24 protein-coding genes are annotated in these 22,598 nt (G+C 67.3%); 14 read left to right on the top strand and 10 right to left on the bottom strand.

Annotation, left to right across the window (positions count from 1 at the left end; translation table 11 throughout):
• The first annotated feature begins 64 nt into the window (after positions 1 to 64).
• Complete coding sequence (locus G6N26_RS18505; RefSeq protein ID WP_067170906.1) at positions 65 to 631, top strand: PadR family transcriptional regulator; 567 nt, start codon at positions 65 to 67, stop codon at positions 629 to 631.
• Positions 632 to 657: 26 nt separating this feature from the next.
• On the opposite strand, the gene G6N26_RS18500 is transcribed toward G6N26_RS18505, so the two are convergent.
• Positions 658 to 1,548 (bottom strand): SAM-dependent methyltransferase, encoded by an 891-nt coding sequence (locus G6N26_RS18500; protein ID WP_067170903.1) that lies wholly within the window; start codon positions 1,546 to 1,548, stop codon positions 658 to 660.
• A 120-nt stretch (positions 1,549 to 1,668) separates the two neighbouring features.
• On the opposite strand from G6N26_RS18500, the gene G6N26_RS18495 reads away from it, so the two are divergent.
• Entirely contained in the window at positions 1,669 to 2,424 is a 756-nt protein-coding gene (locus tag G6N26_RS18495; RefSeq protein WP_067170900.1) for a haloacid dehalogenase type II, read from the top strand.
• Positions 2,425 to 2,458: 34 nt separating this feature from the next.
• Here G6N26_RS18495 and G6N26_RS18490 read toward each other — a convergent pair whose 3' ends face one another.
• A complete protein-coding gene (locus G6N26_RS18490) occupies positions 2,459 to 3,178 on the bottom strand; it encodes an NUDIX hydrolase (RefSeq protein WP_067170897.1) in 720 nt (239 codons plus the stop codon).
• Between the two features lie 72 nt (positions 3,179 to 3,250).
• Between G6N26_RS18490 and G6N26_RS18485 the strand changes: the two genes are divergently transcribed.
• Together G6N26_RS18485 and G6N26_RS18480 are read left to right on the top strand one after the other, a co-directional pair.
• On the top strand, positions 3,251 to 4,144 hold the full coding sequence (locus tag G6N26_RS18485) for an SCO6745 family protein (RefSeq protein WP_083020315.1): 894 nt from the start codon (positions 3,251 to 3,253) through the stop codon (positions 4,142 to 4,144).
• Positions 4,141 to 4,407: a YdeI/OmpD-associated family protein gene (locus tag G6N26_RS18480; RefSeq protein ID WP_067170889.1), complete on the top strand. Its 267-nt coding sequence runs from the start codon at positions 4,141 to 4,143 to the stop codon at positions 4,405 to 4,407. The genes G6N26_RS18485 and G6N26_RS18480 overlap by 4 nt, the downstream gene beginning before the upstream one ends.
• Positions 4,408 to 4,414: 7 nt before the next feature.
• Here the strand turns inward: G6N26_RS18480 and G6N26_RS18475 are convergent, their stop codons facing one another.
• The 3 genes from G6N26_RS18475 to G6N26_RS18465 all read right to left on the bottom strand — a co-directional run bounded on the left by G6N26_RS18475 (position 4,415) and on the right by G6N26_RS18465 (position 6,332).
• Positions 4,415 to 4,768, bottom strand: coding sequence for a VOC family protein (locus G6N26_RS18475; protein WP_083020314.1), 354 nt, complete (start codon positions 4,766 to 4,768; stop codon positions 4,415 to 4,417).
• A 74-nt stretch (positions 4,769 to 4,842) separates the two neighbouring features.
• Positions 4,843 to 5,352 carry a hypothetical protein gene (locus G6N26_RS18470; protein WP_083020313.1) on the bottom strand — a complete coding sequence of 170 codons (510 nt, stop codon included), beginning with the start codon at positions 5,350 to 5,352 and terminating at the stop codon, positions 4,843 to 4,845.
• A 95-nt stretch (positions 5,353 to 5,447) separates the two neighbouring features.
• Positions 5,448 to 6,332, bottom strand: coding sequence for a cyclopropane mycolic acid synthase family methyltransferase (locus tag G6N26_RS18465; RefSeq protein WP_083020312.1), 885 nt, complete (start codon positions 6,330 to 6,332; stop codon positions 5,448 to 5,450).
• 358 nt (positions 6,333 to 6,690) lie between these two features.
• Here G6N26_RS18465 and G6N26_RS18460 point away from each other — a divergent pair, with 358 nt between their 5' ends.
• The 3 genes from G6N26_RS18460 (at position 6,691) to G6N26_RS18450 (ending at position 10,361) form a co-directional block, all read left to right on the top strand.
• Positions 6,691 to 7,263, top strand: a complete 573-nt coding sequence (locus G6N26_RS18460; protein WP_083020311.1) for a hemerythrin domain-containing protein — start codon at positions 6,691 to 6,693, stop codon at positions 7,261 to 7,263.
• A 298-nt stretch (positions 7,264 to 7,561) separates the two neighbouring features.
• Positions 7,562 to 8,890, top strand: a complete 1,329-nt coding sequence (locus G6N26_RS18455) for an MFS transporter (protein WP_067170873.1) — start codon at positions 7,562 to 7,564, stop codon at positions 8,888 to 8,890.
• A gap of 115 nt (positions 8,891 to 9,005) precedes the next feature.
• Positions 9,006 to 10,361, top strand: coding sequence for a WS/DGAT/MGAT family O-acyltransferase (locus tag G6N26_RS18450; protein ID WP_083020310.1), 1,356 nt, complete (start codon positions 9,006 to 9,008; stop codon positions 10,359 to 10,361).
• Positions 10,362 to 10,395: 34 nt separating this feature from the next.
• On the opposite strand, the gene G6N26_RS18445 is transcribed toward G6N26_RS18450, so the two are convergent.
• Positions 10,396 to 10,998 (bottom strand): TetR/AcrR family transcriptional regulator, encoded by a 603-nt coding sequence (locus tag G6N26_RS18445; protein WP_067170867.1) that lies wholly within the window; start codon positions 10,996 to 10,998, stop codon positions 10,396 to 10,398.
• 101 nt (positions 10,999 to 11,099) lie between these two features.
• On the opposite strand from G6N26_RS18445, the gene G6N26_RS18440 reads away from it, so the two are divergent.
• The 4 genes from G6N26_RS18440 to G6N26_RS18425 all read left to right on the top strand — a co-directional run bounded on the left by G6N26_RS18440 (position 11,100) and on the right by G6N26_RS18425 (position 16,067).
• Positions 11,100 to 12,272, top strand: coding sequence for a spirocyclase AveC family protein (locus tag G6N26_RS18440; protein ID WP_083020309.1), 1,173 nt, complete (start codon positions 11,100 to 11,102; stop codon positions 12,270 to 12,272).
• Positions 12,273 to 13,091: a CbbQ/NirQ/NorQ/GpvN family protein gene (locus G6N26_RS18435; RefSeq protein WP_067170860.1), complete on the top strand. Its 819-nt coding sequence runs from the start codon at positions 12,273 to 12,275 to the stop codon at positions 13,089 to 13,091.
• A complete protein-coding gene (locus G6N26_RS18430; protein ID WP_083020308.1) occupies positions 13,091 to 14,770 on the top strand; it encodes a nitric oxide reductase activation protein NorD in 1,680 nt (559 codons plus the stop codon). Before G6N26_RS18435 ends, G6N26_RS18430 begins: the two co-directional genes overlap by 1 nt.
• Positions 14,771 to 14,849: 79 nt before the next feature.
• Entirely contained in the window at positions 14,850 to 16,067 is a 1,218-nt protein-coding gene (locus G6N26_RS18425) for a cytochrome P450 (RefSeq protein WP_083020307.1), read from the top strand.
• A 17-nt stretch (positions 16,068 to 16,084) separates the two neighbouring features.
• Here the strand turns inward: G6N26_RS18425 and G6N26_RS18420 are convergent, their stop codons facing one another.
• Positions 16,085 to 16,504, bottom strand: a complete 420-nt coding sequence (locus G6N26_RS18420; RefSeq protein WP_082991435.1) for an ATP-binding protein — start codon at positions 16,502 to 16,504, stop codon at positions 16,085 to 16,087.
• 141 nt (positions 16,505 to 16,645) lie between these two features.
• A complete protein-coding gene (locus tag G6N26_RS18415; protein ID WP_083020306.1) occupies positions 16,646 to 17,620 on the bottom strand; it encodes a 2-hydroxyacid dehydrogenase in 975 nt (324 codons plus the stop codon).
• A gap of 84 nt (positions 17,621 to 17,704) precedes the next feature.
• Between G6N26_RS18415 and G6N26_RS18410 the strand changes: the two genes are divergently transcribed.
• Positions 17,705 to 18,562 (top strand): LLM class F420-dependent oxidoreductase, encoded by an 858-nt coding sequence (locus tag G6N26_RS18410; RefSeq protein WP_083020305.1) that lies wholly within the window; start codon positions 17,705 to 17,707, stop codon positions 18,560 to 18,562.
• 8 nt (positions 18,563 to 18,570) lie between these two features.
• Here G6N26_RS18410 and G6N26_RS18405 read toward each other — a convergent pair whose 3' ends face one another.
• Both G6N26_RS18405 and G6N26_RS18400 read right to left on the bottom strand, forming a co-directional pair.
• A complete protein-coding gene (locus G6N26_RS18405; RefSeq protein WP_067170842.1) occupies positions 18,571 to 20,118 on the bottom strand; it encodes a SulP family inorganic anion transporter in 1,548 nt (515 codons plus the stop codon).
• 279 nt (positions 20,119 to 20,397) lie between these two features.
• Entirely contained in the window at positions 20,398 to 20,820 is a 423-nt protein-coding gene (locus G6N26_RS18400; RefSeq protein ID WP_067170838.1) for a nitroreductase family deazaflavin-dependent oxidoreductase, read from the bottom strand.
• 105 nt (positions 20,821 to 20,925) lie between these two features.
• On the opposite strand from G6N26_RS18400, the gene G6N26_RS18395 reads away from it, so the two are divergent.
• Both G6N26_RS18395 and G6N26_RS18390 read left to right on the top strand, forming a co-directional pair.
• The gene (locus tag G6N26_RS18395; protein ID WP_083020304.1) at positions 20,926 to 21,825 is read left to right on the top strand and encodes a class I SAM-dependent methyltransferase; all 900 of its coding nucleotides are present in this window, start codon (positions 20,926 to 20,928) and stop codon (positions 21,823 to 21,825) included.
• A gap of 82 nt (positions 21,826 to 21,907) precedes the next feature.
• Complete coding sequence (locus tag G6N26_RS18390; protein ID WP_067170831.1) at positions 21,908 to 22,594, top strand: class I SAM-dependent methyltransferase; 687 nt, start codon at positions 21,908 to 21,910, stop codon at positions 22,592 to 22,594.
• Positions 22,595 to 22,598 lie beyond the last annotated feature (4 nt).

Raw genomic sequence — 22,598 nt, 5'->3', positions numbered from 1 at the left:
CGCGCGATGTCCAGGGTGCAATTGGTCACTTTGTTGAATAGTCGCATCGTTGTATGATCGGCCGGTGTCGCTGCGTGACGCGGTGTTGGCGGCCCTCCTCGAGGGCGAGTCGTCGGGATACGACCTGGCCAAGGGTTTCGACGCCTCGGTCGCCAACTTCTGGCCGGCAACTCCGCAGCAGCTGTATCGCGAACTGGATCGACTCGCTGAGCAGCGCCTCATCCGGGCGCGGGTGGTACGTCAAGAACGCCGGCCCAACAAGCGGATGTTCTCGCTGACCGCGGCCGGGCGCGAGGCGATCCGACAATTCACCGCACAGGCGCCGAAGCCCTCGGTGATCCGCGACGAGCTGCTGGTCAAGGTCCAGGCCGCCGATGCCGGGGACATGCCGGCAGTGCGCGAGTCCATCCTCGAACGACTGGACTGGGCGCGCGCCAAAATGGACCGCTACGAACGGTTGCGGGCGCGCATGATGGACGGCCGCAGCGAAGAGGAGTACCTGGTCCACGCCGACCGGGTGGGCCCTTACCTGACGCTGATCCGCGGGATCTCGTTCGAGGAGGAGAACATTCGATGGGCCGAGCACGCCCTGGCCATCCTCGAGCGGCGCCTGTCAGCCACCAGTAAATGAGTTCGCCGACGGCCTCGGGGCGAGGTTCAGCGTTCGCGGACCGCGGTGAAGAACTTGGTGCGCATCAACCGATCGAAGACCACCGGCAGCTCGTGAAACGGCCGGCCATACTCGGTGGCCGCCTGGTGGACCAAGTCCACTCCGGCAACCCGCCAATGCCGCTGGGCCAGAAATTCTTTGGTGTCGGTGCGGGCGTCGTCGTACCACAGCTCGGCCACCGGCGGCTGACCGGTGTCCTGGCTGATCGTGGGGACATTGTCGGCGAATTCGCGGATTTCACCCGGGGCGGGGCCGAGTTCGGCGGCCAGGTGGCTGCCGGTGGCGGACAACTCGTGCAGCTTTTCGAACAGCGCGTCCTGAGCCGCCCCCGGCAAGTACGGCAGCAGGCCCTCGAGCGCCCACGCGGTCGGTTGGCCGGGGTCGAAGCCGGCCGCGATCAGGCCGCCCGCCCAGTCATCCCGCAAATCGGTGGCGACGGTGACGCGCCTCGTTGACGGTACGGCGCCCCGCCGGTCGAGGACCTGTTGCTTGAAGTCAAGCACCCGCGGCTGATCGACTTCGAAAAGCGTATGGCCCGAAGGCCATTCCAACCGGTACGCCCGGGAGTCCAGTCCGGCCGCCAGGATCACGGCCTGGCGCGTCCCCGCTCGGTTGGCGTGAGCAAAAAACTCATCGAAGAACCGCGTCCGCACCCCCACCCACTGGGCGTTGAAAGCCGCGGCACTGGTCATGTCGGCGTTATCCACGGCCGCAATCAGATTCGGCTCACCGGCGGCGGCGACGAAGCCGGCGGCGAAGTCGTCGTTCGCCAACGGAGGTTGCAGCCCGGCGTCGAGGGCCCGCGCAGCACACACCGCCAAGGCGGTGAAGCCGACACTCGTCACGATATCCCAGGTATCGCCGGCGCTTCGGGCCACAACGGACTCCCATCAGTCGTTAACCAGGACCTTGATATTTCGTTCGCACTGCTAACGATACTGTACGCCGCGCGAAGGCCGGACGCATCGCCGCGCCCGCACACAGCGTTAGCCTGAGGAATGACCGATTACCGCTCACCGTCGACCGGGCGGGCCGTGCGCGCCGTTTTGTTCGATACGTTCGGAACGGTCGTCGACTGGCGCTCCGGGATCGCCGCCTCGGTCCGGCGTTTCGCGCAGCGCCACCACCTCGGCCTCGACCCGGACGAGTTCGCGCTGGAGTGGCGGAGTCGATACCTGCCCTCGATGGCCGAAATCCGGTCCAGCCAGCGGGAATTTGTGTCACTGGACGTCCTGCATCGCGAGAATCTCGTCGCATCGCTCGAGAAGTTCGGCGTCAGGGCCGACGCGCTGCCCGGCGACGAGGTGGAGGCGCTCGCCCGGTCGTGGCGCTGGCTGCCGCCGTGGCCGGACAGCGTCGACGGCATCGCGGCCATGAAGCGGCACGTCATCGTCGGGCCGCTGTCCAACGGCAACACCGGTCTACTGGTCGAGATGGCGAAGTACGCGGGCCTGCCATGGGATGTGGTGCTCGGTTCCGACGTCAGCAGGGCCTACAAGCCCGACCCGCGTGCCTACCACGCTCCCGCCGGTCTGCTGGGTCTGGAACCCGGCGAGGTGATGCTGGTGGCGGCGCACACCGCCGACCTCGAGGCGGCCCGCGCCAGCGGTCTGGCGACGGGCTTCGTCGCGCGCCCGAAAGAGTACGGGCCGGGACGGGTATCCGACCCCGCGCCGCCGGGCGCCTGGGACGTCTCGGGCGCGTCGCTGGTCGAAGTGGCGCGGTCGCTGTTCGGTGGGCCAAGCCAACCGTGAGGGTGTGACGCGCTTCGAAGAGGTTGCGCGACGGCTACTTCCAGGCGAAGACAGGTTGTTCCAGACTGTCGACCGGGTCGTGGCGGCCCTCCAGCCCCAGCCACCGTAGCTGCAAAAGCACCGCCCCGGTGGGTGCGTGGATGAGGTCGCCCCCCAACGGGATCTGCACGACCGGTCGCGGGCTCTCCGGGATGGCGATGAATCGCGGCGAATCGTCACGCTGCAATTGGTGCAGGCCCACCCGGTACACCGCGACGACCTCGTCGGGCGACGGGCGCGGATCCAGCCGGCCGCCGCCCCAAATCACCACCGGCGTAATGACGTATCCGGACCGGGTCGGGTAATCGTCGAGCAGTCCCAGGACGGTCGCCTCGGGCAATTCGATTCCGACCTCTTCGTCCAATTCCCGCAGCGCGGCCTCGATCGCGGTTTCGCCCGGGTCGAGGCGGCCACCGGGAAACGCCCACTGTGCGGAGTGTGAAGTGAGTCGAGACGCCCTGCGACACAACAGGAAAGCGGCCCCGCCCGACACGTCGACCATGCGACCGTCAAGGCCGGCCGCCGGCAGCCCCCGATCGGCGTTCCAGTCGTCGACCGGCGCCGGATCCACCCTGTCCTCCCCGACATCGGAGTCGACGAGCACTACCGCGACAGCGGCGTGCCGCTTGGCCGGATCGGCCACGATTCGACGCTCATGACCGGCCAGATTGCACCGGATCCGCTCGTGTAGCACCTGGTCATACGGGATGGTCACCTCTTGAGCCTAGGACGGGCCGCCGCGCTCGCTCGCTTGGTCCCCGTCCGAGACCAGTGGTTAACTGCGAGCATGCGACGACAACCCGTGCTGGCCCGACGCTTCTTCGATCGCTACGAGCCGGTGCATGCGGTGACGTATTTCGCGCCCGAGGCCCGGACGGCGCTCGACGCGCTGGGCTATCGGGGTTTCTGGATGGGCTATTTCGCGGCCCGCTCCGCGCCGCTGGGCATGGTGCCGCGGGAGGTGGTGACCTCGGTCTTCTACAACTTCGCTCCCGAACGGGTGGCCAAGGCGCTGCCGGCGGCGTGGACGATCGCCGGTCCGCAGGCCGCGTTGCAGGCGCGGCAGGAGTCCGCGGTGGCGGCGCTGCGCCGCTACGGCCTAGGTTCGGACGAAAACGTCCGCGTGGCAGCCGAACTCGCCGGGAAGGCGGCGCGCCACGCGCCGCTCGATGCTCGCCCGCTGTTCGCCGCGAACCTTTCCCTGCCTTGGCCCGACGATCCTCTGGCCGCACTGTGGCACGCCACGACGCTGCTGCGCGAACAGCGCGGTGACGCGCACGTGGCGGTGCTGGCCGCAGCGGGCATCTCCGGCCGCGAATCCAACGTCTTACATGCCGCGGCGGGAAACGTGGCACGCGACTACATCGCCCGCACCCGCGATTACGACGAGGCGACATGGCGTCATCACGAAGAGCGCCTCGCCGCGCGGGGGCTGCTCGACGATGACGGGTCGCTGACCACCGCGGGACGCGAGCTGAAAGCGCACATCGAATCGACCACCGACGCGCTTTCCCTGTCGGCGCTCGACGCGCTCAGCGATGACGAGGTCGAGACGCTGTTCCGGGCGCTGTCCCCCATCACCCGCACCGTGGTGGCCGCCGGGGACATCCCCGCGGCGACCCCGATGACGTTGCGCCGCAACGAATTACACGATGACAGCGCGCATTTGGTGGGCCGATGACCGCCGGGCGAGTGCCCGGCGGGGTGGTGCACAAGCTGCCCGCCGACTTGCGCGAATCGTTGATCGCCAACGCCGCGGCGCTGGCCGCCTGGAACGACATCACGCCGTTGGCCCGAAACGAGTTCATCTGTTGGGTCGAGGACGCCAAGCAGGAGGCCACCCGGGCGCGCCGCATCCGCCGCACCAACGAGGAGCTGGAGGAAGGCAAGCGCCGGCCGTGCTGCTGGCCCGGCTGCAAACACCGCGAACGCACAGGCAAGTAGGCGACCGCTAGCGGGCCAGCGGTTTGTAGAAGACCAAGCCGTTGCCCTTGTTGTCATAGACCACGGCGCGCCGCTCGTGGGCGTCGTCGTAGGCGCCCTTCACGATGCCGCCGCCGCTGGCCTCGACAGCCTTGGCCGCGGCGTCGACGTCCGCGGTCTTGATGCCGACGACGACCTGGCCGGGGATGGGGTGGTCCACCGCGGTCGCCAGCGCCAACGTGACCGGGCCCGCGTCGAGGGCGGCGAAGTGCGCCCCATCGCGAAACTTCAACGGCATGCCCAGGGTCTCGCTGTAAAAGCGGATCGATTCGTCCAGGTCGTCGGTGGACAGGATGATCATCTTTGCTTCGTGCTCGCTCATGGCGCCTCCCTATGGCTGGATCAGCTGCCAGCCTAGGCAGGCGGGCATCCGGGAGAAAGCGTAAGGGGGCCGGCTTACGCCGCGCCGACCGGAACCGGTTGGCCCTCAGGGAAATCCATGGGCGGTGCCTCCCCGTGTCCCGCACCGCGGTACGCGACCGCGGTCGCCAGCGCCGAGCCACCCTCGATGGTGCCCACCACAACGACGCGGTCGTTGACGGTGAATTGCGGTGCCGCGACGGCGGGTTGGCTGCCGCGATGGGTGATGACGGTGGTGTCCGGGGTGAAGCGATAGGTCTGGATGTACCCGTCGGCGCTGCGCATGGTCACCGAGTCCACCGTCACGGCGATCACGGTGCCCTCCTGTTTCACCGCCTGCGAAACCGTCGGTGGGCTCACATCGGCGACGACAGTTCGCTTGTCGGCGCGAACCCCGTTGAGCACCAACGCCGTCAGGCATGCCGCGCACAGCAGTGCGGCGCACGCGATCTCACAGACTTTTGCCACGCCGGACAGACGCCGACCTCGATCGGTCGGCGTCGGGGCTTGCTCCAGCGCCTCCGGCATGCGGTGTTTGGCGGCCACGGTTCGTCCTTCCTGCGGCTGCGCCGAAGGACATCGACACCTACCGGATCAGGTTGTTGCCGTGGAATTACCCGCCGTGCTATTCCGGTAAACCGTCAGCCCTTGGTCAGGGTGAACTGTGCGACGTCGGTGTAGCCCTCGCGGAACAGGTCCGCGCAGCCGGTCAGGTACTTCATGTACCGGTCGTAGACCTCTTCGGACTGAATGTCGACGGCCTCGGCGCGGCGCGCCTCGAGCGCGGCAGCCCACGTGTCGAGAGTGCGGGCGTAGTGCAGGCGCAGCGGTTGCACCAGCTTCACCCCGAAGCCGGCGCGCTGGGCATGCTCCACGACGCCCTTGGCCTGGGGAAGGTCCCCGCCCGGGAAGATCTCGTCCATGATGAATTTCATGAAGCGCAGCTTGGTCATGGTGATGGGCAGCCCGCGCTCGGCGAACTCCTCGTCGCTGGGCTTGATGATGGTGTGCAGCATCATCACGCCGTCGGCCGGGAGCGCCTCGTAGGCCGTCTTGAAGAAATCGTCGTAGCGGTCACGCCCGAAGTGCTCGAAGGCGCCGATCGACACGATGCGATCGACCTTGCCGTCGAACTGCTCCCAGCCCTGCAGCAGCACCCGCTTGGACCGCGCGGACGGATGGGCGTCCAGGCGCCGCTGCACGTGCGCCTGCTGATTGCGGCTCAGCGTGAGCCCTACGACGTTGACGTCATAGCGCTCGAGCGCGCGGACGATGGTGGTGCCCCAGCCACACCCGACGTCGAGCAACGTCATGCCCGGCCGCAATCCCAGCTTGCCCAGGGAGAGGTCGACCTTGGCGATCTGCGCCTCTTCCAGCGTCATGTCCTCGCGCTCGAAATACGCGCAGCTGTAGGTCCGCGTCGGATCCAGGAAAAGCGCGAAGAACTCGTCGGACAGGTCGTAGTGCGCTTGTACGTCCTCGAAATGCGGTTCCAAGCTGACGGCATCGCCGGGATTTTCGGACAAGGCACAACCTCTGACTTATTCATATCGGGTGAAACGGCGCGATCGAATCGATCGCCGCACGGACGCCCCAGTGTATCCGGCCGGCGCACCGCGCCCTTCCGGCGAGTTCCCGAGCAGCATCGGGCCGCCCAAATGGCACTGAGCCTGCCAGATCGCTTACGTCAACGCAAATTTGGTAATTCCCTGCGGCGCAGAGCAACTCGGCCACACACAGCAATTACCGCACCGACAAAGTCGTTATATCGACCCCGTAAACGGGTAAGTCGAGGCTGGCGTTCTTTAATGATGTCGAACGCGCGCTAACCCAGCGCTCCGATTGGCGCGCTCCGATTGGCGTCAGAGAGGCGGAGGCTCACCGATGGCCGACATCACCATGTTGATCCTCGCCGACCACGACTGGTTCCGCGACCAGTTCGCCCGGCTGGACTACCTGCAGGCACAGCCGCCCGCCGACCGGACCGGCCTCGAACGCGTGTGGCGACCGCTGGCCGACAAGCTCGACGTGCACGCCTACATCGAGGAGAAGATCTTCTATCCCCAGCTGCTCAAACGGGGTGGCGAGGACGCCGAAGGCGAGACGCTCGACGCCATCGGCGACCACAACGACATTCGCGACGGGGTGCGCGAGGCCGACGCCGCCGAACTGGGCAGCGAGCAGTGGTGGGCGGCGGTCGGGCGCACCCGGGAGGCCAACGACGATCACATGGGCGAAGAGGAGCGCCAGGGGCTGTCGGACTTTCGGCGGAGCGCCCCGATCGGCCTTCGCGAGGCGCTCGGGCGCCAATACAGCGAGTTCATGGCCGAGCACCCCACCACCGAGGGGCTAACGATCACCGACCGGGACCCGCGCCGCTACGTCGAGCAGGCGGAGGCCCCCGAGCCCAAGCCCGCGGACTTCTCGCTGCGCATCGGCAGCCTGAAGGGTCAATGACGTCGCCCGTGACGGGGCGAACGTGACCGGGATAACCGATCCCCGCGGCGACGACGCCGCGCTGCCGCCGTCGTCGCCGCCCGGCACCCCGCCCTAGCTGGCGTTAGTCGGACGCGAGCAAACGCGCGCACGGTCAGACCGGGTCGCCGCGATCAGCGTTGGCCGTCCGACGTCAGGCTCGGGAAGCCCACCCCGCCGGTTGTTCCCGAGAAAGTTGTGGGTAAGTCTTGATTCGATGGGTATTCGTCGCCGCCGGAGGAAATGGGCACGTAAGGAAATCAGGGTCGCCGATCCAGCGATGCGCCGAACCATCATGGGCACCGCCATCGGAAACTTCATGGAGTGGTACGACTTCGGGGTCTACGGCTACATCGCCACCACGATCGCGCAGGTGTTTTACCCCGGTAAGAACGTCAGCGGAGTCCATCTGATCGCGACCTTCGGCACGCTGGCGGCGGCGTTCGTCGTGCGTCCGCTCGGCGGGTTCATCTTCGGTCCCCTGGGCGACCGCATCGGGCGCCACCGGGTCCTGGTGGTCACCATCCTGATGATGACGGTGAGCACGACCGTGACCGGACTGCTGCCCACCTACAGCACCATCGGGATCTGGGCGCCGATCCTGCTCGTGCTCGCGCGCGTATTCCAGGGCCTGTCGACCGGCGGCGAATACGTCGGCGCCATGACCTATCTCGTCGAGCAGGCGCCCGACCACAAACGCGGCATGATGGTCGGGTTCTTGCCGATGGGCAATCTGGTGGGGTTCGTCCTGGCCGGCATGCTGGTGACCGGTCTGCAGACCTGGCTGCCCGAGGACGCAATGCTGACCTACGGTTGGCGGATTCCGCTGCTGTTGGGCCTGCCGTTCGGCCTGGTCGCGCTGTTCCTGCGGCTACGGCTCGAGGAGTCATCGGCTTACCAGAGCGCCCACCAGGACGGCGACGCGGGCGATCAGGGCGGACAGCCGATCCGCCGCACCATCGTCGAGCAGTGGCGGCCGATGCTGATCTGCGCGGCGCTGGTGCTGACCTCCCAGGTCGCCGACTTCATGCTCACCGGCTATCTGCCGACGTATCTGCGGCTCTTCGTGCGCGTGGGCCGCACCGCCGGACTGGTCATGATCGTGTCCACGTTGGCGATCCTGATGGGCACCGTCGTGCTCGTCGCCGCCCTGTCCGATCGAATCGGCGTCAAACCCATCATGTGGACGGGCTGCGGCCTGCTGATCATCGCCTCCATCCCGGCGTTCCTGCTCATCCGCTTCGGCGGCATCTATCCGGTCATCTTCATCGGCGTGCTGCTGATCGGCCTGATGGAACTGTGCTTCGACAGCACCGGGCCGGCCATGCTGCCGGCGCTGTTCCCCACCAACGTGCGCTACGGCGCGCTCGCCATCTCCTACAACATCTCGATTTCGCTCGTCGGCGGCATCACCCCGCTGATCGCCCAGGCGCTGGTCTCGGGCACCGGCAACGTGATGGTGCCGGCCTACATGCTGATCTTCGGGGGCGTGGTCGGAGCGATCACGCTGCTGTTCACCCCCGAAGTCGCCGGCAAGCCGCTGCCGGGCTCCGGGCCCGCGGTCGAAACCGAGCGGGAGGCTCGCGCGCTCGCCGACGACGTCCGCTAGCGACGTCCCCAGGCCAGTCGACTCTTTTGAGTGTGGCCGACGCCCGCTGTGGCTATTAGGAGATAGGCCGCCCATCCGGTGGGCGGCGCGACGGCAACAGTTGGGGGCGACACGCATGGAACCGATATCACCGACGGATGCGCTGTTCCTCATCGGCGAATCACGCGAACATCCGATGCACGTGGGCTCGTTACAGCTCTTCGAGCCCCCCAAGGATGCGGGTCCCCACTTCGTCCGCGAGTGCTACCAGGCGATGCTCGAGTGCACCGACGTGCAACCGGCCTTCAGCAAGCGTCCGGCCTTCTTCGGCGGCGTCACCAACGTCGCGTGGTCCTTCGACAAGGACGTCGAGCTCGACTACCACCTTCGCCGTTCCGCGCTGCCGGAACCGGGACGGGTCCGCGACCTGTTGGAGCTGGTTTCCCGGCTGCACGGCAGCCTGCTCGACCGGCACCGCCCGATGTGGGAGGCGCACCTGGTCGAGGGCCTGCAGGACGGGCGGTACGCCGTCTACACGAAGTACCACCACTCGCTCATGGACGGCGTCTCGGCGCTCCGCCTGATGCAGCGGGCCTTCACCTCCGATCCGGACGACGACGAGGTGCGGGTCCCCTGGAGCCTGCCGCGGCGCAAGCGCGCCGGACGCAAACGCCCGTCCCTGGTCGAGCGGGCGGGCCGCACCGCGGGGTCGGCGCTGGCGTTGGCGCCGTCCACGCTGAAGCTCGCGCGGGCCGCGCTACTCGAACAACAACTCACCCTGCCGTTCCAAGCGCCGCGGTCGATGTTCAACGTCCGGATCGGCGGCGCGCGACGGGTGGCCGCGCAGTCCTGGGCGTTGGAGCGCATCAACGCGGTCAAGGCGGCCGCCGGCGTCACGGTCAACGACGTCATTCTCGCCATGTCCGCCGGGGCCCTGCGCGCCTATCTGCTGGATCAGCACGCCCTGCCAGACGCCCCGCTGACCGCCATGGTTCCGGTCAATCTGCGCAAGGACGACGACGACCGCGGCGGCAACATGGTCGGCACCTTCCTGTGCAACCTGGCCACGGACCTCGACGACCCGGCGAGACGGCTCGAGATCATCAGCGCATCCATCCGCGACACCAAAGAGGTGTTTTGGCAGCTGCCCCCGGTTCAGCAGCTGGCCCTGTCGGCCTTCAACATCGGGGGGCTGTTCTTCGGGCTGATCCCGGGCTACCTCTCCGCCGCCTCGCCGCCGTTCAACATCGTCATCTCGAACGTGTCGACGGGCGGTTCCGAGCAGCTGTACTGGCGCGGGGCCCGCTTGGACGGAAACTATCCGCTGTCGATCCCCCTCGACGGCCAGGCGGTCAACATCACCGTGACCAACAACGCCGACAACCTCGACTTCGGCCTGGTCGGCTGCCGGCGCAGCGTCCCGCACCTGCAGCGGATGCTGGGTCATCTGGAGGAGTCGTTGAAAGAGTTGGAGATCGCCGCCGGCGTCTGAGACGCGGTGTGACACGGTGCTTTTCGGACGGCGGTCAGGGCAGCTTGATCACCGACACGTACATCTCGACGATCGGTCGGAACAGGTCCACGTCGTCGAGTTGGCTGCCCAACACGACCGAGTCGCTGGTGGCGACGAGCACCTGGGCGAAGGTCGACGCGGGAATCAGCAACGTCCCGCCGAGCCGGTCGATGCCCGCCACGATGAACTTTGCCAGCGCCTCGACGGCCTCGGATCTCTTGGCGGCCACGCGTTCCCGCGCCTCGGGGTTGCGCAGCAGGTACAGCATGAACTCGTGACCTAGCGCGGCGTGCTCGGCCCCGCGATCCCGGCTGAGCTGGCTCCAGCGTTTGGCGATCTCGTCGAGTTCGCGTGCGCCGACCTGCGTCGCCGGCGCCATCACTTCGGTGAAGTTGACGAAGTACCGGCGCCAATAGCGATCACTGACCGCCAGGAACAGGTCTTCCTTCGTTGAAAAGTGTTTGTAGATGGCGCCTTTCGTGTAGCCGGCGGCGTGGGCAATGTCGTCGAGCGTCGCGGCGACGAACCCCTTCTCGCCGAAAACCTCCTCGGCGGCATCGATCAGGAGCGAGCGGGTGTGCTCGAGGCGGCGCTCTCGCGTCCAACGCTCAACCATGCGCCAGATTCTGCCAGAGCTTGCGAGAAGCTATTCCGTTTCTCAGATACTGGTGAGTATATTGCTCGGAGCGGAATGCCGACCGGGAGGACACCAGCGTCATGAGCGATCTCGCTAACCGGAACCAAGCCTCGTCTGTCACCGAGACACTGCCCGGCCAGGGCGAACTGGGCGCGCAGGCCCCGTCGCCGGTCAGGCCGATCAAGATCTGGGCCGCCGCCGGCGGCGCGCTGCTGGCCCTCCAGCTCTACGTGTGGGTCCGGTGGATCACCGGCCCCTATTTCGAGCGGGTGCCCGCGGGACCGAGCGAACCACCGATGTACATGAAGGTGCCGCTCATCGCGAACGCGGTCGTGCTGTGGGTCGCGCTGCCGGTCGTCGTGTGGTGGTTCTTCATCAGGCCGTGGCGGCGCGAGCGCCGAATCACGTTGGACGGCATGCTCGTGGCGTCGATGGGCCTGATGTTCTTCCAGGATCCGTTGCTGAACTACTTCAACACGTGGTGCACCTACAACACCTGGCTGTTCAACCGGGGCTCCTGGTCGTCGAACATTCCGGGTTGGGTCTCCCCGGAGGAACCGGGCCGTCAGGTGGCCGAGCCCCTCTTGACCAACACACCGGGCTACGCATACGGCGTCCTGCTGATCACGGTCGTCGGGTGCTGGATCATGCGCAAAGTCAAGACGCGCTGGCCGAACATCAGCAATCTTCGCCTGGTCCTCATCACGTACGCCCTGGCGTTTGTCTTCGACTTCGTCATGGAGGGTCTGGTCCTGCTACCGATCGGCTTCTACACGTACCCCGGTGCCATCAGGTCCGTGTCGATCAATGCCGACACCTACTACCAATGGCCGCTCTACGAAGGCCTGATGTGGGGTGGTGTGCAGGCGGCGCTGTGCTGTCTGCGTTTCTTCACCGACGATCGTGGGCGCACCGTCGTCGAGCGCGGATTGGACCACGTGCGAGGCGGATTCGCGCGACAGCAGTTCACCCGGTTCCTGGCGATCTTCGCCGGGGTCAGCGCCTGCTTCTTCGTCTTCTACAACTTGCCCGCGCAATGGATCGGAATGCACTCTGACCCGTGGCCCCAGGACCACCAGAAGCGTTCGTACTTCAACGGCGGCATCTGTGGTGACGGGACGGACACGCCATGCCCGAATCCCGCTCTGCCGATACCCACCAAGCGCTCCGGGTACATCGACGTGCACGGTCATCTGGTCCTGCCGCCCGGCGGCCACCTGCCGGATGTCGTCCCCTTCCAACGGGGACGCTAGGTGCTGACGAATTCCCAGCCCGCCGTTCGCCCGGCGTCGGAGGCGCCGTTCTACCGGCCGGCCGGCGACGAGGTGGCCGTCTTTCGCGCGGCGGCCGGCCGCGGCTTGCCGGTGTTGCTGAAAGGGCCGACGGGATGCGGCAAGACGCGGTTCGTGGAGGCGATGGCGCACGCGCTCGGCCGCGATCTGATCACCGTCGCGGCGCACGAAGACATGACGTCGGCGGACCTGGTCGGGCGTTTCCTTCTCAAAGGGGGCGAAACCGTCTGGGTGGACGGCCCGTTGACCCGGGCCGTCCGCGAGGGCGCGATCTGCTACCTGGACGAAATAGTCGAGGCGCGCCAGGACACCACGGTGGTCATCCATCCGCTCGCCGATCATCGCCGCGAGCTTCTGGTCGACCGTCTGGGCACGACAGTGCCTGCGGCGCCGGGTTTTCAGCTCGTCATTTCCTACAACCCCGGCTACCAAAGCGTGCTGAAGAACATCAAGGAGTCGACCCGGCAGCGGTTCGTGGCCATCGAACTCGATTTCCCCTCGGTCGAGGCCGAGACGGAAATCGTTGCCCACGAGGCGGGAGTCGACGCCGCGACGGCGCGCGCTCTGGTCACGGTCGGCAGCGCGATCCGAAAGCTCGATGGTTCGCCGGTGCGCGAGGTGTCGTCCACCCGGATGTTGATCCTGGCCGGCAGCCTGGTCGCCGAGGGGCTCAACCTGCGCAGCGCCGTCCAGGCGGCGGTGGTCCGGATCCTGTCCGATGATCGCGAGGTCGTCGCTGCGCTCGGCGAGCTCGTCGATTCCCTGCTGCCCGCGATGTGATGGTTGCGGAACCCGTTGGTCCGCAACGGTATCGGCTCCTTGCCACCTACCTGGCCGGTCGGGCCGTCGACGTCGCCGAAGCCGCTGCCGGCCAGGACGCCTACACGGACGGCGACGCCATCTTCGTCCCGGCGGGCGGCTCCGCCGAGCGGCAGCGCCGGCAGGTACTGGTCCAGGGCGCGCTGCTCGGCGCGGGCAGCCTGGATCGGCGGCTGGTGAAGCGACTGCGCGCGCGCCCGAAGGTCGCGCGCCGCTACCTGGCGCTGGAAGGCCACCGGGTGCTCGCGGACCTCGCCCCCACCGTTGCGCTAGCGGCGGCGCTTCGCCCCGACGGTGCGCCCCGCACCGCGTCCGCGGATGACTCGCTCGAAATGGCCAGGGGCACAATCCCAATCGCGGACCCCCCGATGTGGTTCGGTGTCATCCGGCCGGCGCAACTGTTGGCGTCGTCGGTCAGAGGTGCCGCGCCGGCCACGGATGCGGATCTGCGGGCGGCGATCGAGCTCGTCGCCGCGCGGGAGCCCGACGACGAGGACGACGCCGCTTCGGAGGACAGCAAGATCCTCAAGCTGTTCGAGAACCCGCTGTTCAGTTCACGGGCCCTGGCGGATTTTCTGCGAAAACTGTTGGGCGAGGGCTCATCGCGTGGCGACGACTCGTCGGGCGGGGAGTTTCAGGCCCGCTCGATCCGGCCGGCACGGACGCTCGGCGCGTCGGCCCGCCCGCTTCCGACGCGCATCAATTTCGTCGGCGAACGGCCCGGCGCGGCGTGGGGAGTCGGCGGTGCACTCCATCCGGAGTGGGACGTCTTCAACAACCGCTATCGGGCGGATTGGTGCCGCGTGATCGATTTTCCGCTCACCGGGCCCACGCAGATCTCGGCCGCGCACGTGTCGCACGACGACGAGCTACGACGGCGGTTGGCACGCGTCGGCCTCGGCCCCAGGCTCTTACGCGCGCGCACCGACGGTGACGAAATCGACATCGAGGCACTCGTCGACCTCCTCATCGACCTGCGCTCCGGCTGTTCGGCCACGGAGGCCGTCTACACCCAGCGCCGCAACGTCGTTCGAAACCTCGGCGTCCTCATTCTGCTCGACGCTTCCGGATCGGCCACCGACGCCGACCAACAGGGAAACACGGTCCACGACCACCAGCGGCGCGCGGCGGCCACCGTGGCGATGACCCTGGAGGAACTCGGCGACCGCGTGGCCATCTACGCGTTTCGATCCCACGGACGGCATGCCGTGCACTTGCCGGCGATCAAGACGTTCGGGCAGCGCTTCGGCGCCCCGCAACGAGCGCGGCTCAATCGGCTTGAGCCGTCGGGCTATACGCGCCTCGGTGCGGCGATCCGCGGTGCGGGAGAGATTCTCAACGCCGAAGCCGGCACGCCCAACCGGCTGCTCCTCGTCCTGTCCGACGGGTGCCCCTATGACGACGGTTACGAGGGTCATTACGCGGAGGCCGACGCGAACAAGGCGCTCGAGGAACTCCGCGGCGATGGCGTGGCATGCCTGTGCCTGTCCATCGGGAGTACCACCGCCGCCGACGAACTCGAGCGTGTCTTCGGCTCCGCGCGCTACGTCAGCGCCGCGACGCTGGCCGAGGTGAGCCCGCGGATGGACGAGCTGTTCCTGACGGCGCTACGCGAGCGCGCCGCGCCGGGACCGGCCTGAGGGGTGGGGTGCGTACCACAGCGCCTACTGTAAGGTCCACGGTAAGACCGCGCATGCCCGCTTCGGGGAAGGGTGAGCCATGCCAAGCACTGTTGATACGCCACGCCAGCTACGGCCCGATGTCGATCTGACCGACGGCGCCTTCTACGCGGGCGACTCGCGGCCGGTCTATCGGTGGATGCGCGAGAACGAGCCGGTCTTTCGGGACCGCAACGGGTTGGCCGCCGCCGCGACGTATCAGGCGGTGATCGACGCCGAGCGGGCGCCCGAGCTGTTCTCCAACGCGGGTGGCATCCGGCCGGACCAGGACGCGCCGCCCATGATGATCGCGATGGATGACCCCGCTCACCTGTTGCGGCGCAAACTCGTCAACGCGGGCTTCACCCGGAAACGCGTCAAGGACCGGGAGCCCTCGATCGGCGCCCTGTGCGATGCCTTGATCGACAACGTCTGCGAGCGTGGCGAGTGCGACTTCGTCTGGGACCTTGCCGCGCCCCTGCCCATGGCGGTCATCGGCGACATGCTCGGGGTGCTCCCCGAAGAGCGGCAGATGTTTTTGCGCTGGTCCGACGACATGGTCACGCTGCTGAGCAGCACGACCGCGCAAGAGGACTTCCAGGTCTCCATCGACGCCTTCGCCGCCTACACCGAATACATGACGAGCATGATCGCGGCGCGCAAGGCCGAGCCGACCGATGACTTGGTCAGCGTGCTGGTGCACGCGGAGGTCGACGGCGAGAAGCTGGCCGACCACGAGATCGTGACCGAGGTGTTGTTGTTGCTCATCGGCGGCGACGAGACCACCCGGCACACGCTGTCCGGCGGCACCGCGCAGATCCTGCGCCACCCGCACCAGCACCGGCAACTGGTCGACGACGTGGCGCTGCTTCCCAATGCGATCGAAGAGATGCTGAGGTGGACCGCGCCGGTCAAGAACATGGCCCGCACCCTGACCGCCGATCTCGAGTTCCACGGCACCCAGCTCGCGCGGGGCGAGAAGATGATCTTGCTCTTCGAATCGGCGAACTTCGACGAAGCCGTGTTCGGGGACCCCGAGAGCTTCCGGATCGACCGCTACCCCAACAACCACCTGGCATTCGGCTTCGGAACCCATTTCTGCCTGGGCAATCAGCTGGCGCGTCTAGAGCTCTCGATGATGCTCGAGCGTCTGTTGAAACGCCTGCCCGACATGGAGCTGGCCTCCGGCGACCCGCTGCCGCTGCGGCCCGCCAACTTCGTCAGCGGCCTGGAGCGCATGCCGGTCAGATTCACGCCCTCGGCGCCCTCGGGCGCCTGAGATATGCCGCGTGAAAGTTATTGCTGGCCGGTGCTATCCGCGTCGGTGGTGTAGTCCAAGTAGACGCTGGTGCCGTTGGGGCGGGCGTGGATGGTGCAGTGATCGGCGAGGCCGTGCATCAGCGTGATGCCGCGCGAGGCACGAGGATCGTTGGTCTGCCGCGCCGAGGGCTTGCGCCAACTGCCGCGATCGCTGACGCACACCCGGATTGACTCGGCGCGGGGATCGTAGCTGGCCTGCAGTTTCATTCCCCCGGCCTCGCGGCAGGAGCGGTAGGCGTGCTCCACACAGTTGGCCAGCGCTTCGTTCACCCCCAGAACGACGTCCTCATGGATGTTCTCCGATGCGCGCACCTCGTGCCGCAGCCACTGGTGCAGGGCACGGCGCCACTCCGCCGCCGTATCGGGGCGGGCTGTGCCGGCGAGCGTCAAGCGCACCGGCGCGGCTGTCTCCGGCAGTAGTGGGCTCATGAGACCCGCATACCCAGATGCGGTTGGGCCGATAACCTTCTCGCCGTATCGCTTCGGCCACAAACGGGTTTCCATCCAGGATCGCCTGGTCTCAGCGATGCGACGCAGTCAGGCCCGACGACAGCGCGGTCTCAGTACGGGCGTCACGAGTTCGCCGGTGTCCAGGTAGCTCTCGAGATTGCGGATCGCCAGCAGCGCCATCGCCCGCCGCGTCCGGGCCGTGGCGCTGCCGATGTGCGGAAGCAGGACCACGTTGTCCAGGTCACACAATTCGGCCGGCACCTGCGGTTCGTCGGCGAAGACGTCCAGGCCGGCGCCCGCCAGCTCGCCGGCGACCAGCAGTTCCACCAGCGCGTCCTGATCGACGACGCTGCCCCGGGCGATGTTGATCAGATACCCCTCGGGCCCCAGTGCCTGCAGCACGGCGCGGTCGACCAGCTTGTGGGTCTTCTGGTCACCCGTGGTGGCGACGACCAGCACATCGACGGACTCGGCGAGCTCCCCCGGTGACGGGGCGTAGCGATACGGCGACCCGTCGATGCGGCGCCGGTTGTGATATGCGACGGCGCAATCGAATCCGAGCAGCCTGGTGGCGATCGCCGAACCGATGCGGCCCAGGCCCAGAATGCCCACCCGCAGGCCGCTGAGGTCCCTGGCGTACGGAAACCGACCCTCGCGGGCCCACCGCCCCGCCCGCACGTAGCGATCGGCGGCGCCGAAACGGCGCAGCGTCATCAGGATCAGGCCCAGCGCCGTATCGGCGACCGTTTCCGACAGCACGTCAGGGGTGTTGCTCACGCCGATGCCGCGGCGCTTCGCCGCCTCCAGGTCGATCAGGTCCACCCCGGCCCCGTTGTTGACGATGGCCTCCAGGTTGGGCAGCGCCGCGATGGTGTCGGCGTCGACGCCCGGCGGACCCCATGTCAGCAGTACGCGCACGTCGAGGGCGTGCTCGGCCAAAAACGGGGCCCGGCCCGGGCCGTCGGGAAGCTTCGCAATGTCATAGCGGGCGGCGAGCTCCTGTTCGAGCGCCGGCTCCAGTTCGCCGACCCGCAGCACCCCGCTCAGATCCTTGGCCGTCACGCCCCCATCATGCGTGACGCCACCACCGCATCGGTCGACCGGCGACGCGGGAAGCAAACGCGACGCCGCGCGGTTGCACCGCGAATGCGCATCGGAGTCGTCTTCCCCCAGACCGAGCTCGGATCAGACCCCGCCGTCCTGCGCGCCTACGCCCAGCGCGTCGAGGAGCTCGGGTTCGCCCACATCCTCGCCTATGACCACGTCGTCGGCGCCGACACGGCGGTGCACCAGGGCTTTGAGGGCCCCTACGACATCGACTCGACGTTTCACGAGCCATTCGTCATGTTGGGCTACCTGGCCGCGGTCACCACCCTGGAACTCGTCACCGGCGTCATCATCTTGCCGCAGCGGCAGACGGTCCTGGTGGCCAAACAGGCCGCCGAGGTCGACCTGCTCTCCGGCGGGCGCTTGCGGCTCGGTGTCGGATTGGGCTGGAACGCCGTGGAGTACGAAGCGCTCGGGGAGACGTTCACCAACCGCGGAAAACGCTCCGAGGAGCAGGTCGAGCTCATGCGCAGGCTGTGGACCGAACGATCGGTCACCTTCAACGGCACGTACCACACCGTGACCGGCGCGGGCCTGGCCCCGCTGCCCGCCCAGCGCCCCATCCCGGTGTGGTTCGGGGCGGCCTCCGATCGCGCCTACGAACGCGCCGGTCGCCTCGGCGACGGGTGGTTTCCGATGACAGCGCCCGGCGCCGGCCTGGACCACGCGCTCGCGCAGGTGAACCGCGCGGCCGAGGCGGCGGGCCGGGACCCGCGAAGCATCGGCATGGAGGGTCGGATCAGCTGGACCGGCGACCCCGACAAGCTCGCCGCCGCCATCGCCGCATGGAAAGCCGCCGGGGCCAGCCATCTATCCGTGAACACCATGAAGGCAGGCTTGGCGCGTGTCGACGACCACCTCGCCGTATTGGAGCGAGTGGCCGCCGACCTGACGTAGCGGCCCCGTCAGGCGCGTCCGTCCGCGGAGAGCTGAGCGACCAGGCTCAGGTGCGCATTGCGGCGGTGGGGTTTCGACGGCTTGGCCTCGTGCCCAACGGATTCCGGCTCGAGCGTTTCGCGGAGATGAACCTCCCCGCCCGTGGCGGTATGCCGTCGTTGCCAGTCGCTGATCGCCTGATGGGCCGCATGGTCGAGGTAGTTCGTGAGCAGATGCAGGGTCACCGACGTGCGTTCCGGGATGGACGCCAGGACACCGGTCAGCCTCGGCAACGACAGGAACGTGCACGCCCCCTCGACGATGACGTGCCATCCATCGTCCACGGGCTTGGCCTCGATCCTCGCGCGCACCACCCGCCATCCGGTCACGACAACGGCCAACGCGAGTCCGATCATGACGCCGTGCAGCAGATTGAGGAAGACGACGCTGACAATGGTCACCAGGTAGACGGCGAGATCGCCGTTGCGCAAAGCGGTTTCGATGTGCGCCGGTTTCAACAGCTCGATCCCGATGACGATGAGCAAGCCGGCAAGCGCAGCGGTCGGGATCTTTTCGACCAGCCCGGCGAAGGGCACGGCGAAAAGCAGGATCCAGAACCCGTGCATGATCGTCGAGGCACGGGTTCTCGCGCCGGCGTTCACGTTGGCCGCGCTCCGCACGATGACACCGGCGATGGGCAGCCCACCGATCGCGCCCGAGGCGATGTTCGCGGCGCCCTGCCCGATCAGTTCGCGGTTGAAGTCGGTTCGCGGTCCGTTGTGCATGCGATCGATCGATACCGCGGTCAGCAGGCTCTGGACGCTGGTGATCAGGGTGACCGTGATGATGGCGATCACGACGGCGCCCCAATTCCCGTGCGGCAGCGAAGGTAATTGCAGCGCGTCGAGCACGGAGCCGTTCAGGACGATCCGGGATACGTGGAATGGAAACGCCACCGAAATGGCCGTGACCACCACAATGGCGACCAGCGGGCCGGGAATGCTGGCCACCCGCGCCGGAGCCCAGCGCCAGGCCACGAGAATGGCGATCACCAACAGTCCCAACACCAGACCTGGCCGGTGCGCGCCGAGGATCTGTGCGGGCAACCCCGTGACGTTGCTCCATGCCGAGCTCTCCGAGGCCCCACCCAGCAATACGTGTACTTGCTGCAGGGCAATGGTGATCCCGATACCGGCCAGCATGGCGTGCACCACGACGGGCGAGATCGCCAGGGCGGCGCGCGCAATGCGACTGAATCCCAACACAACTTGCAGGATCCCGGCGATGACTGTGATGAAACATGTGACGCCCCAGCCGAACTGGTGGACGACGTCGGCGACGATGACGGTGAGTCCGGCGGCGGGCCCGCTGACCTGCAGCGGCGAGCCGCCGATCCATCCCCCGACGATCCCCCCGACGATCGCCGCTATCAATCCGGCGAGAACCGGTGCATCTGAAGCGATTGCGATCCCGAGCGACAACGGGAGCGCTACCAAGAAAACCACCAATGACGCGGGCAGGTCGTATTGGGCCGCGTCGCGGAGACGTTCTATGCGGGACGATGCGCCCTGCTCCACACCTTCTCGAACTGGCGATTCAGCGTGTTGCAAGAGCTTTCTCCTGAATTCGTCAATGGCGGTGGGCTTTTGGATATCCACCCGACAACGGCAACGCGAGAATGCGTAAATTCGCGCGGCCCAGGCGATTACAAATGCGATGAACATCGTTGTTCAGCTGGGGCGTGCCTGGCCTCTGCGTACGAAAGTAGGTGGGCAGGCTAGAGCGGTCAACCGGACGGGCGGGGCGCATATCGAATGCAAATGTTTCCGCGGTCCCGCAACGGTGGCGCAGGGCCGTTATTCCAGAACGAAAACCGGGATCTGTCGTGCCGTCTTGGTTTGGTATTCCGCGTAGGGAGGAAAGGCTTCGACGGACCGCTGCCACCACTCGTCGCGCTCGGATCCCTCGAGTTCGCGAGCGGTGAGCGTGGCGACCTTGTCGCCGTCTTGCAGCGTCACCGTCGGGTTCGCCTTGACATTGGCGTACCAGGCGGGGTGCTCGGGGGCGCCGCCGTGGGACGCGACGATGGCGTAGCGGCCGTCCTTCTCGACTCGCATCAGCGGTACGTAGCGCTGTTTGCCGGACTTCGCCCCGGTGATGGTCACCAACACGATGGGCCGGTCGAAGACCTCGACTCCGTCGGTGGTGCCGCGACTCAAGATTTGTTCGGTCTGGTCGCGGACCCAGCCCCTGGGACTCAACTCGATGTGGTCGCCCATAACGACAGTGAACACCACTGGCGGCCGCAGCGGGGACGGGTACAGTTGACTCGTAACTTAAATAAGCTAACTAACCGCGCGCATTGTCGCCGAGAGGAGAGTGGCGTGGCCCGCACCGAGAACGACACATGGGATCTGGCGTCCAGCGTCGGAGCCACCGCGACAGCGGTCGCCGCGCAGCGCGCGATCGCCTCCCAAGGCCCGGACGCCCTGCTGAACGACCCCTGGGCCGACCCGCTCGTCCGCGCAGTCGGCACCGAGACCTTCATCAAGCTCCTCGGCAACCAGCTCGACCGCATTGACGATCCGCTCCTGAACCGCCAGGCCGTGAAGGAGCAGATCACGGTGCGCACCCGGTTCTTCGACGATTTCTTTCTGCAAGTGACCGGCTCGGGCATCCGGCAGGCGGTCATCCTGGCGTCCGGATTGGACACCAGGGCTTACCGGCTCGCCTGGCCGGCGGGCACGATCGTCTACGAAATCGACCAGCCCGAAGTCATCGAGTTCAAGACGCGGACGCTGGCCGGCCTGGGCGCCACACCCGGCGCGCAGCGGCGCACGGTTCCGATCGACCTGCGCGACGATTGGCCGGCGGCACTCGTCGATGCCGGATTCGACGCCGCGCAGCCGACCGCCTGGAGCGCCGAGGGGCTGCTCGTCTACTTGCCGCCGGAGGCCCAGGACCGCCTGTTCGACAACATCGCCGCCGCGTCGGCGCGCGGCAGCCGGATCGCGACGGAGCACCTGGACCTGAGCAAGATTCCGTCGGATTGGGCGCAGAAGCTGACTGAGCGGTCTCGGCGCATCGGCTCCAGCATCAATCTGGCGGAGCTTTTCTACACGGGCGAGCGCAACACCGCGGCCGAGTACCTCACCGCACGCGGCTGGCAGGTCGACATCCGGACCACCGAGCAGGCCTTCGCCGCCCAGGGGTTCGGGTTGCCCAACGACGAGCTGGCCTCGTTCGGCGACGCCTCGGGCTACCTGACCGCGACATTGCGGTAGCGGTTATTGCCAGGCGGCGAGCCCATCGAAGTCAATATCAATTTCCTTGACATATATCAGGACCGTTGATATCAATGAGGGCATGACTCAGCCAACGCAAGAGATGTTCGAAGCCGCTTACCGGGGCGAGGCTCCCGAGATGGGCGAGGGCAACCGGCCGCCGTGGAGCATCGGTGAGCCGCAGCCGGAGATCGCGGCCCTCGTCGAGGCCGGCAAGTTCCACGGTGACGTGCTCGACGCCGGCTGCGGCGAGGCGGCGGTGTCGCTGTACCTGGCCGAACGCGGTTTCAGCACCGTGGGTCTGGACCAGTCGCCCACCGCCATCGAGCTGGCGCGCGAGAAGGCCGCCCGCCGTGGCCTGACCAACGCCACCTTCGACGTCGCGGACATCAGTGCCTTCACCGGCTACGACGGCCGCTTCGGGACCATCGTCGACAGCACGCTGTTCCACTCGATGCCCGTTGAGCTGCGCGACGGCTATCAGCAATCGATCGTGCGGGCAGCCGCGCCCGGGGCGTCGTACTACGTGCTGGTCTTTGACCGCGCCGCGATGCCGGCCGAGGGCCCGGTCAACGCGGTGACCGAAGACGAGCTGCGCGAGGTGGTTTCGAAGTACTGGGTGGTCGACGAGATCCGCCCGGCGCGTATCCATGCCAACGTGCCCGAGGGCTTCCTCGAAGGTTTCCAGGCCTTCGCCGGTGACGTTCGCGATGAGGGCAACGGCCGCAAGTCCGTTGGGGCCTGGTTACTGTCAGCCCATCTCGGTTAGCGGC

It is taken from the genome of Mycobacterium marseillense (assembly GCF_010731675.1).
Classification (GTDB): Bacteria; Actinomycetota; Actinomycetes; order Mycobacteriales; family Mycobacteriaceae; genus Mycobacterium; species Mycobacterium marseillense.
Note: the sequence above shows the minus strand (reverse complement) of the source record. Positions and strands in the feature narration are given on the sequence as shown.

Excerpts from the sequence above, each read along its gene's own strand:
- G6N26_RS18495 (WP_067170900.1), top strand. The coding sequence starts at position 1,669 with ATGACCGATTACCGCTCACCGTCGACCGGGCGGGCCGTGCGCGCCGTT.
- G6N26_RS18485 (WP_083020315.1), top strand. The coding sequence starts at position 3,251 with ATGCGACGACAACCCGTGCTGGCCCGACGCTTCTTCGATCGCTACGAG.
- G6N26_RS18480 (WP_067170889.1), top strand. The coding sequence starts at position 4,141 with ATGACCGCCGGGCGAGTGCCCGGCGGGGTGGTGCACAAGCTGCCCGCC.
- G6N26_RS18475 (WP_083020314.1), bottom strand. The coding sequence starts at position 4,768 with ATGAGCGAGCACGAAGCAAAGATGATCATCCTGTCCACCGACGACCTG.
- G6N26_RS18460 (WP_083020311.1), top strand. The coding sequence starts at position 6,691 with ATGGCCGACATCACCATGTTGATCCTCGCCGACCACGACTGGTTCCGC.
- G6N26_RS18455 (WP_067170873.1), top strand. The coding sequence starts at position 7,562 with ATGCGCCGAACCATCATGGGCACCGCCATCGGAAACTTCATGGAGTGG.
- G6N26_RS18450 (WP_083020310.1), top strand. The coding sequence starts at position 9,006 with ATGGAACCGATATCACCGACGGATGCGCTGTTCCTCATCGGCGAATCA.
- G6N26_RS18445 (WP_067170867.1), bottom strand. The coding sequence starts at position 10,998 with ATGGTTGAGCGTTGGACGCGAGAGCGCCGCCTCGAGCACACCCGCTCG.
- G6N26_RS18440 (WP_083020309.1), top strand. The coding sequence starts at position 11,100 with ATGAGCGATCTCGCTAACCGGAACCAAGCCTCGTCTGTCACCGAGACA.
- G6N26_RS18430 (WP_083020308.1), top strand. The coding sequence starts at position 13,091 with ATGGTTGCGGAACCCGTTGGTCCGCAACGGTATCGGCTCCTTGCCACC.
- G6N26_RS18425 (WP_083020307.1), top strand. The coding sequence starts at position 14,850 with ATGCCAAGCACTGTTGATACGCCACGCCAGCTACGGCCCGATGTCGAT.
- G6N26_RS18410 (WP_083020305.1), top strand. The coding sequence starts at position 17,705 with ATGCGCATCGGAGTCGTCTTCCCCCAGACCGAGCTCGGATCAGACCCC.
- G6N26_RS18400 (WP_067170838.1), bottom strand. The coding sequence starts at position 20,820 with ATGGGCGACCACATCGAGTTGAGTCCCAGGGGCTGGGTCCGCGACCAG.
- G6N26_RS18390 (WP_067170831.1), top strand. The coding sequence starts at position 21,908 with ATGACTCAGCCAACGCAAGAGATGTTCGAAGCCGCTTACCGGGGCGAG.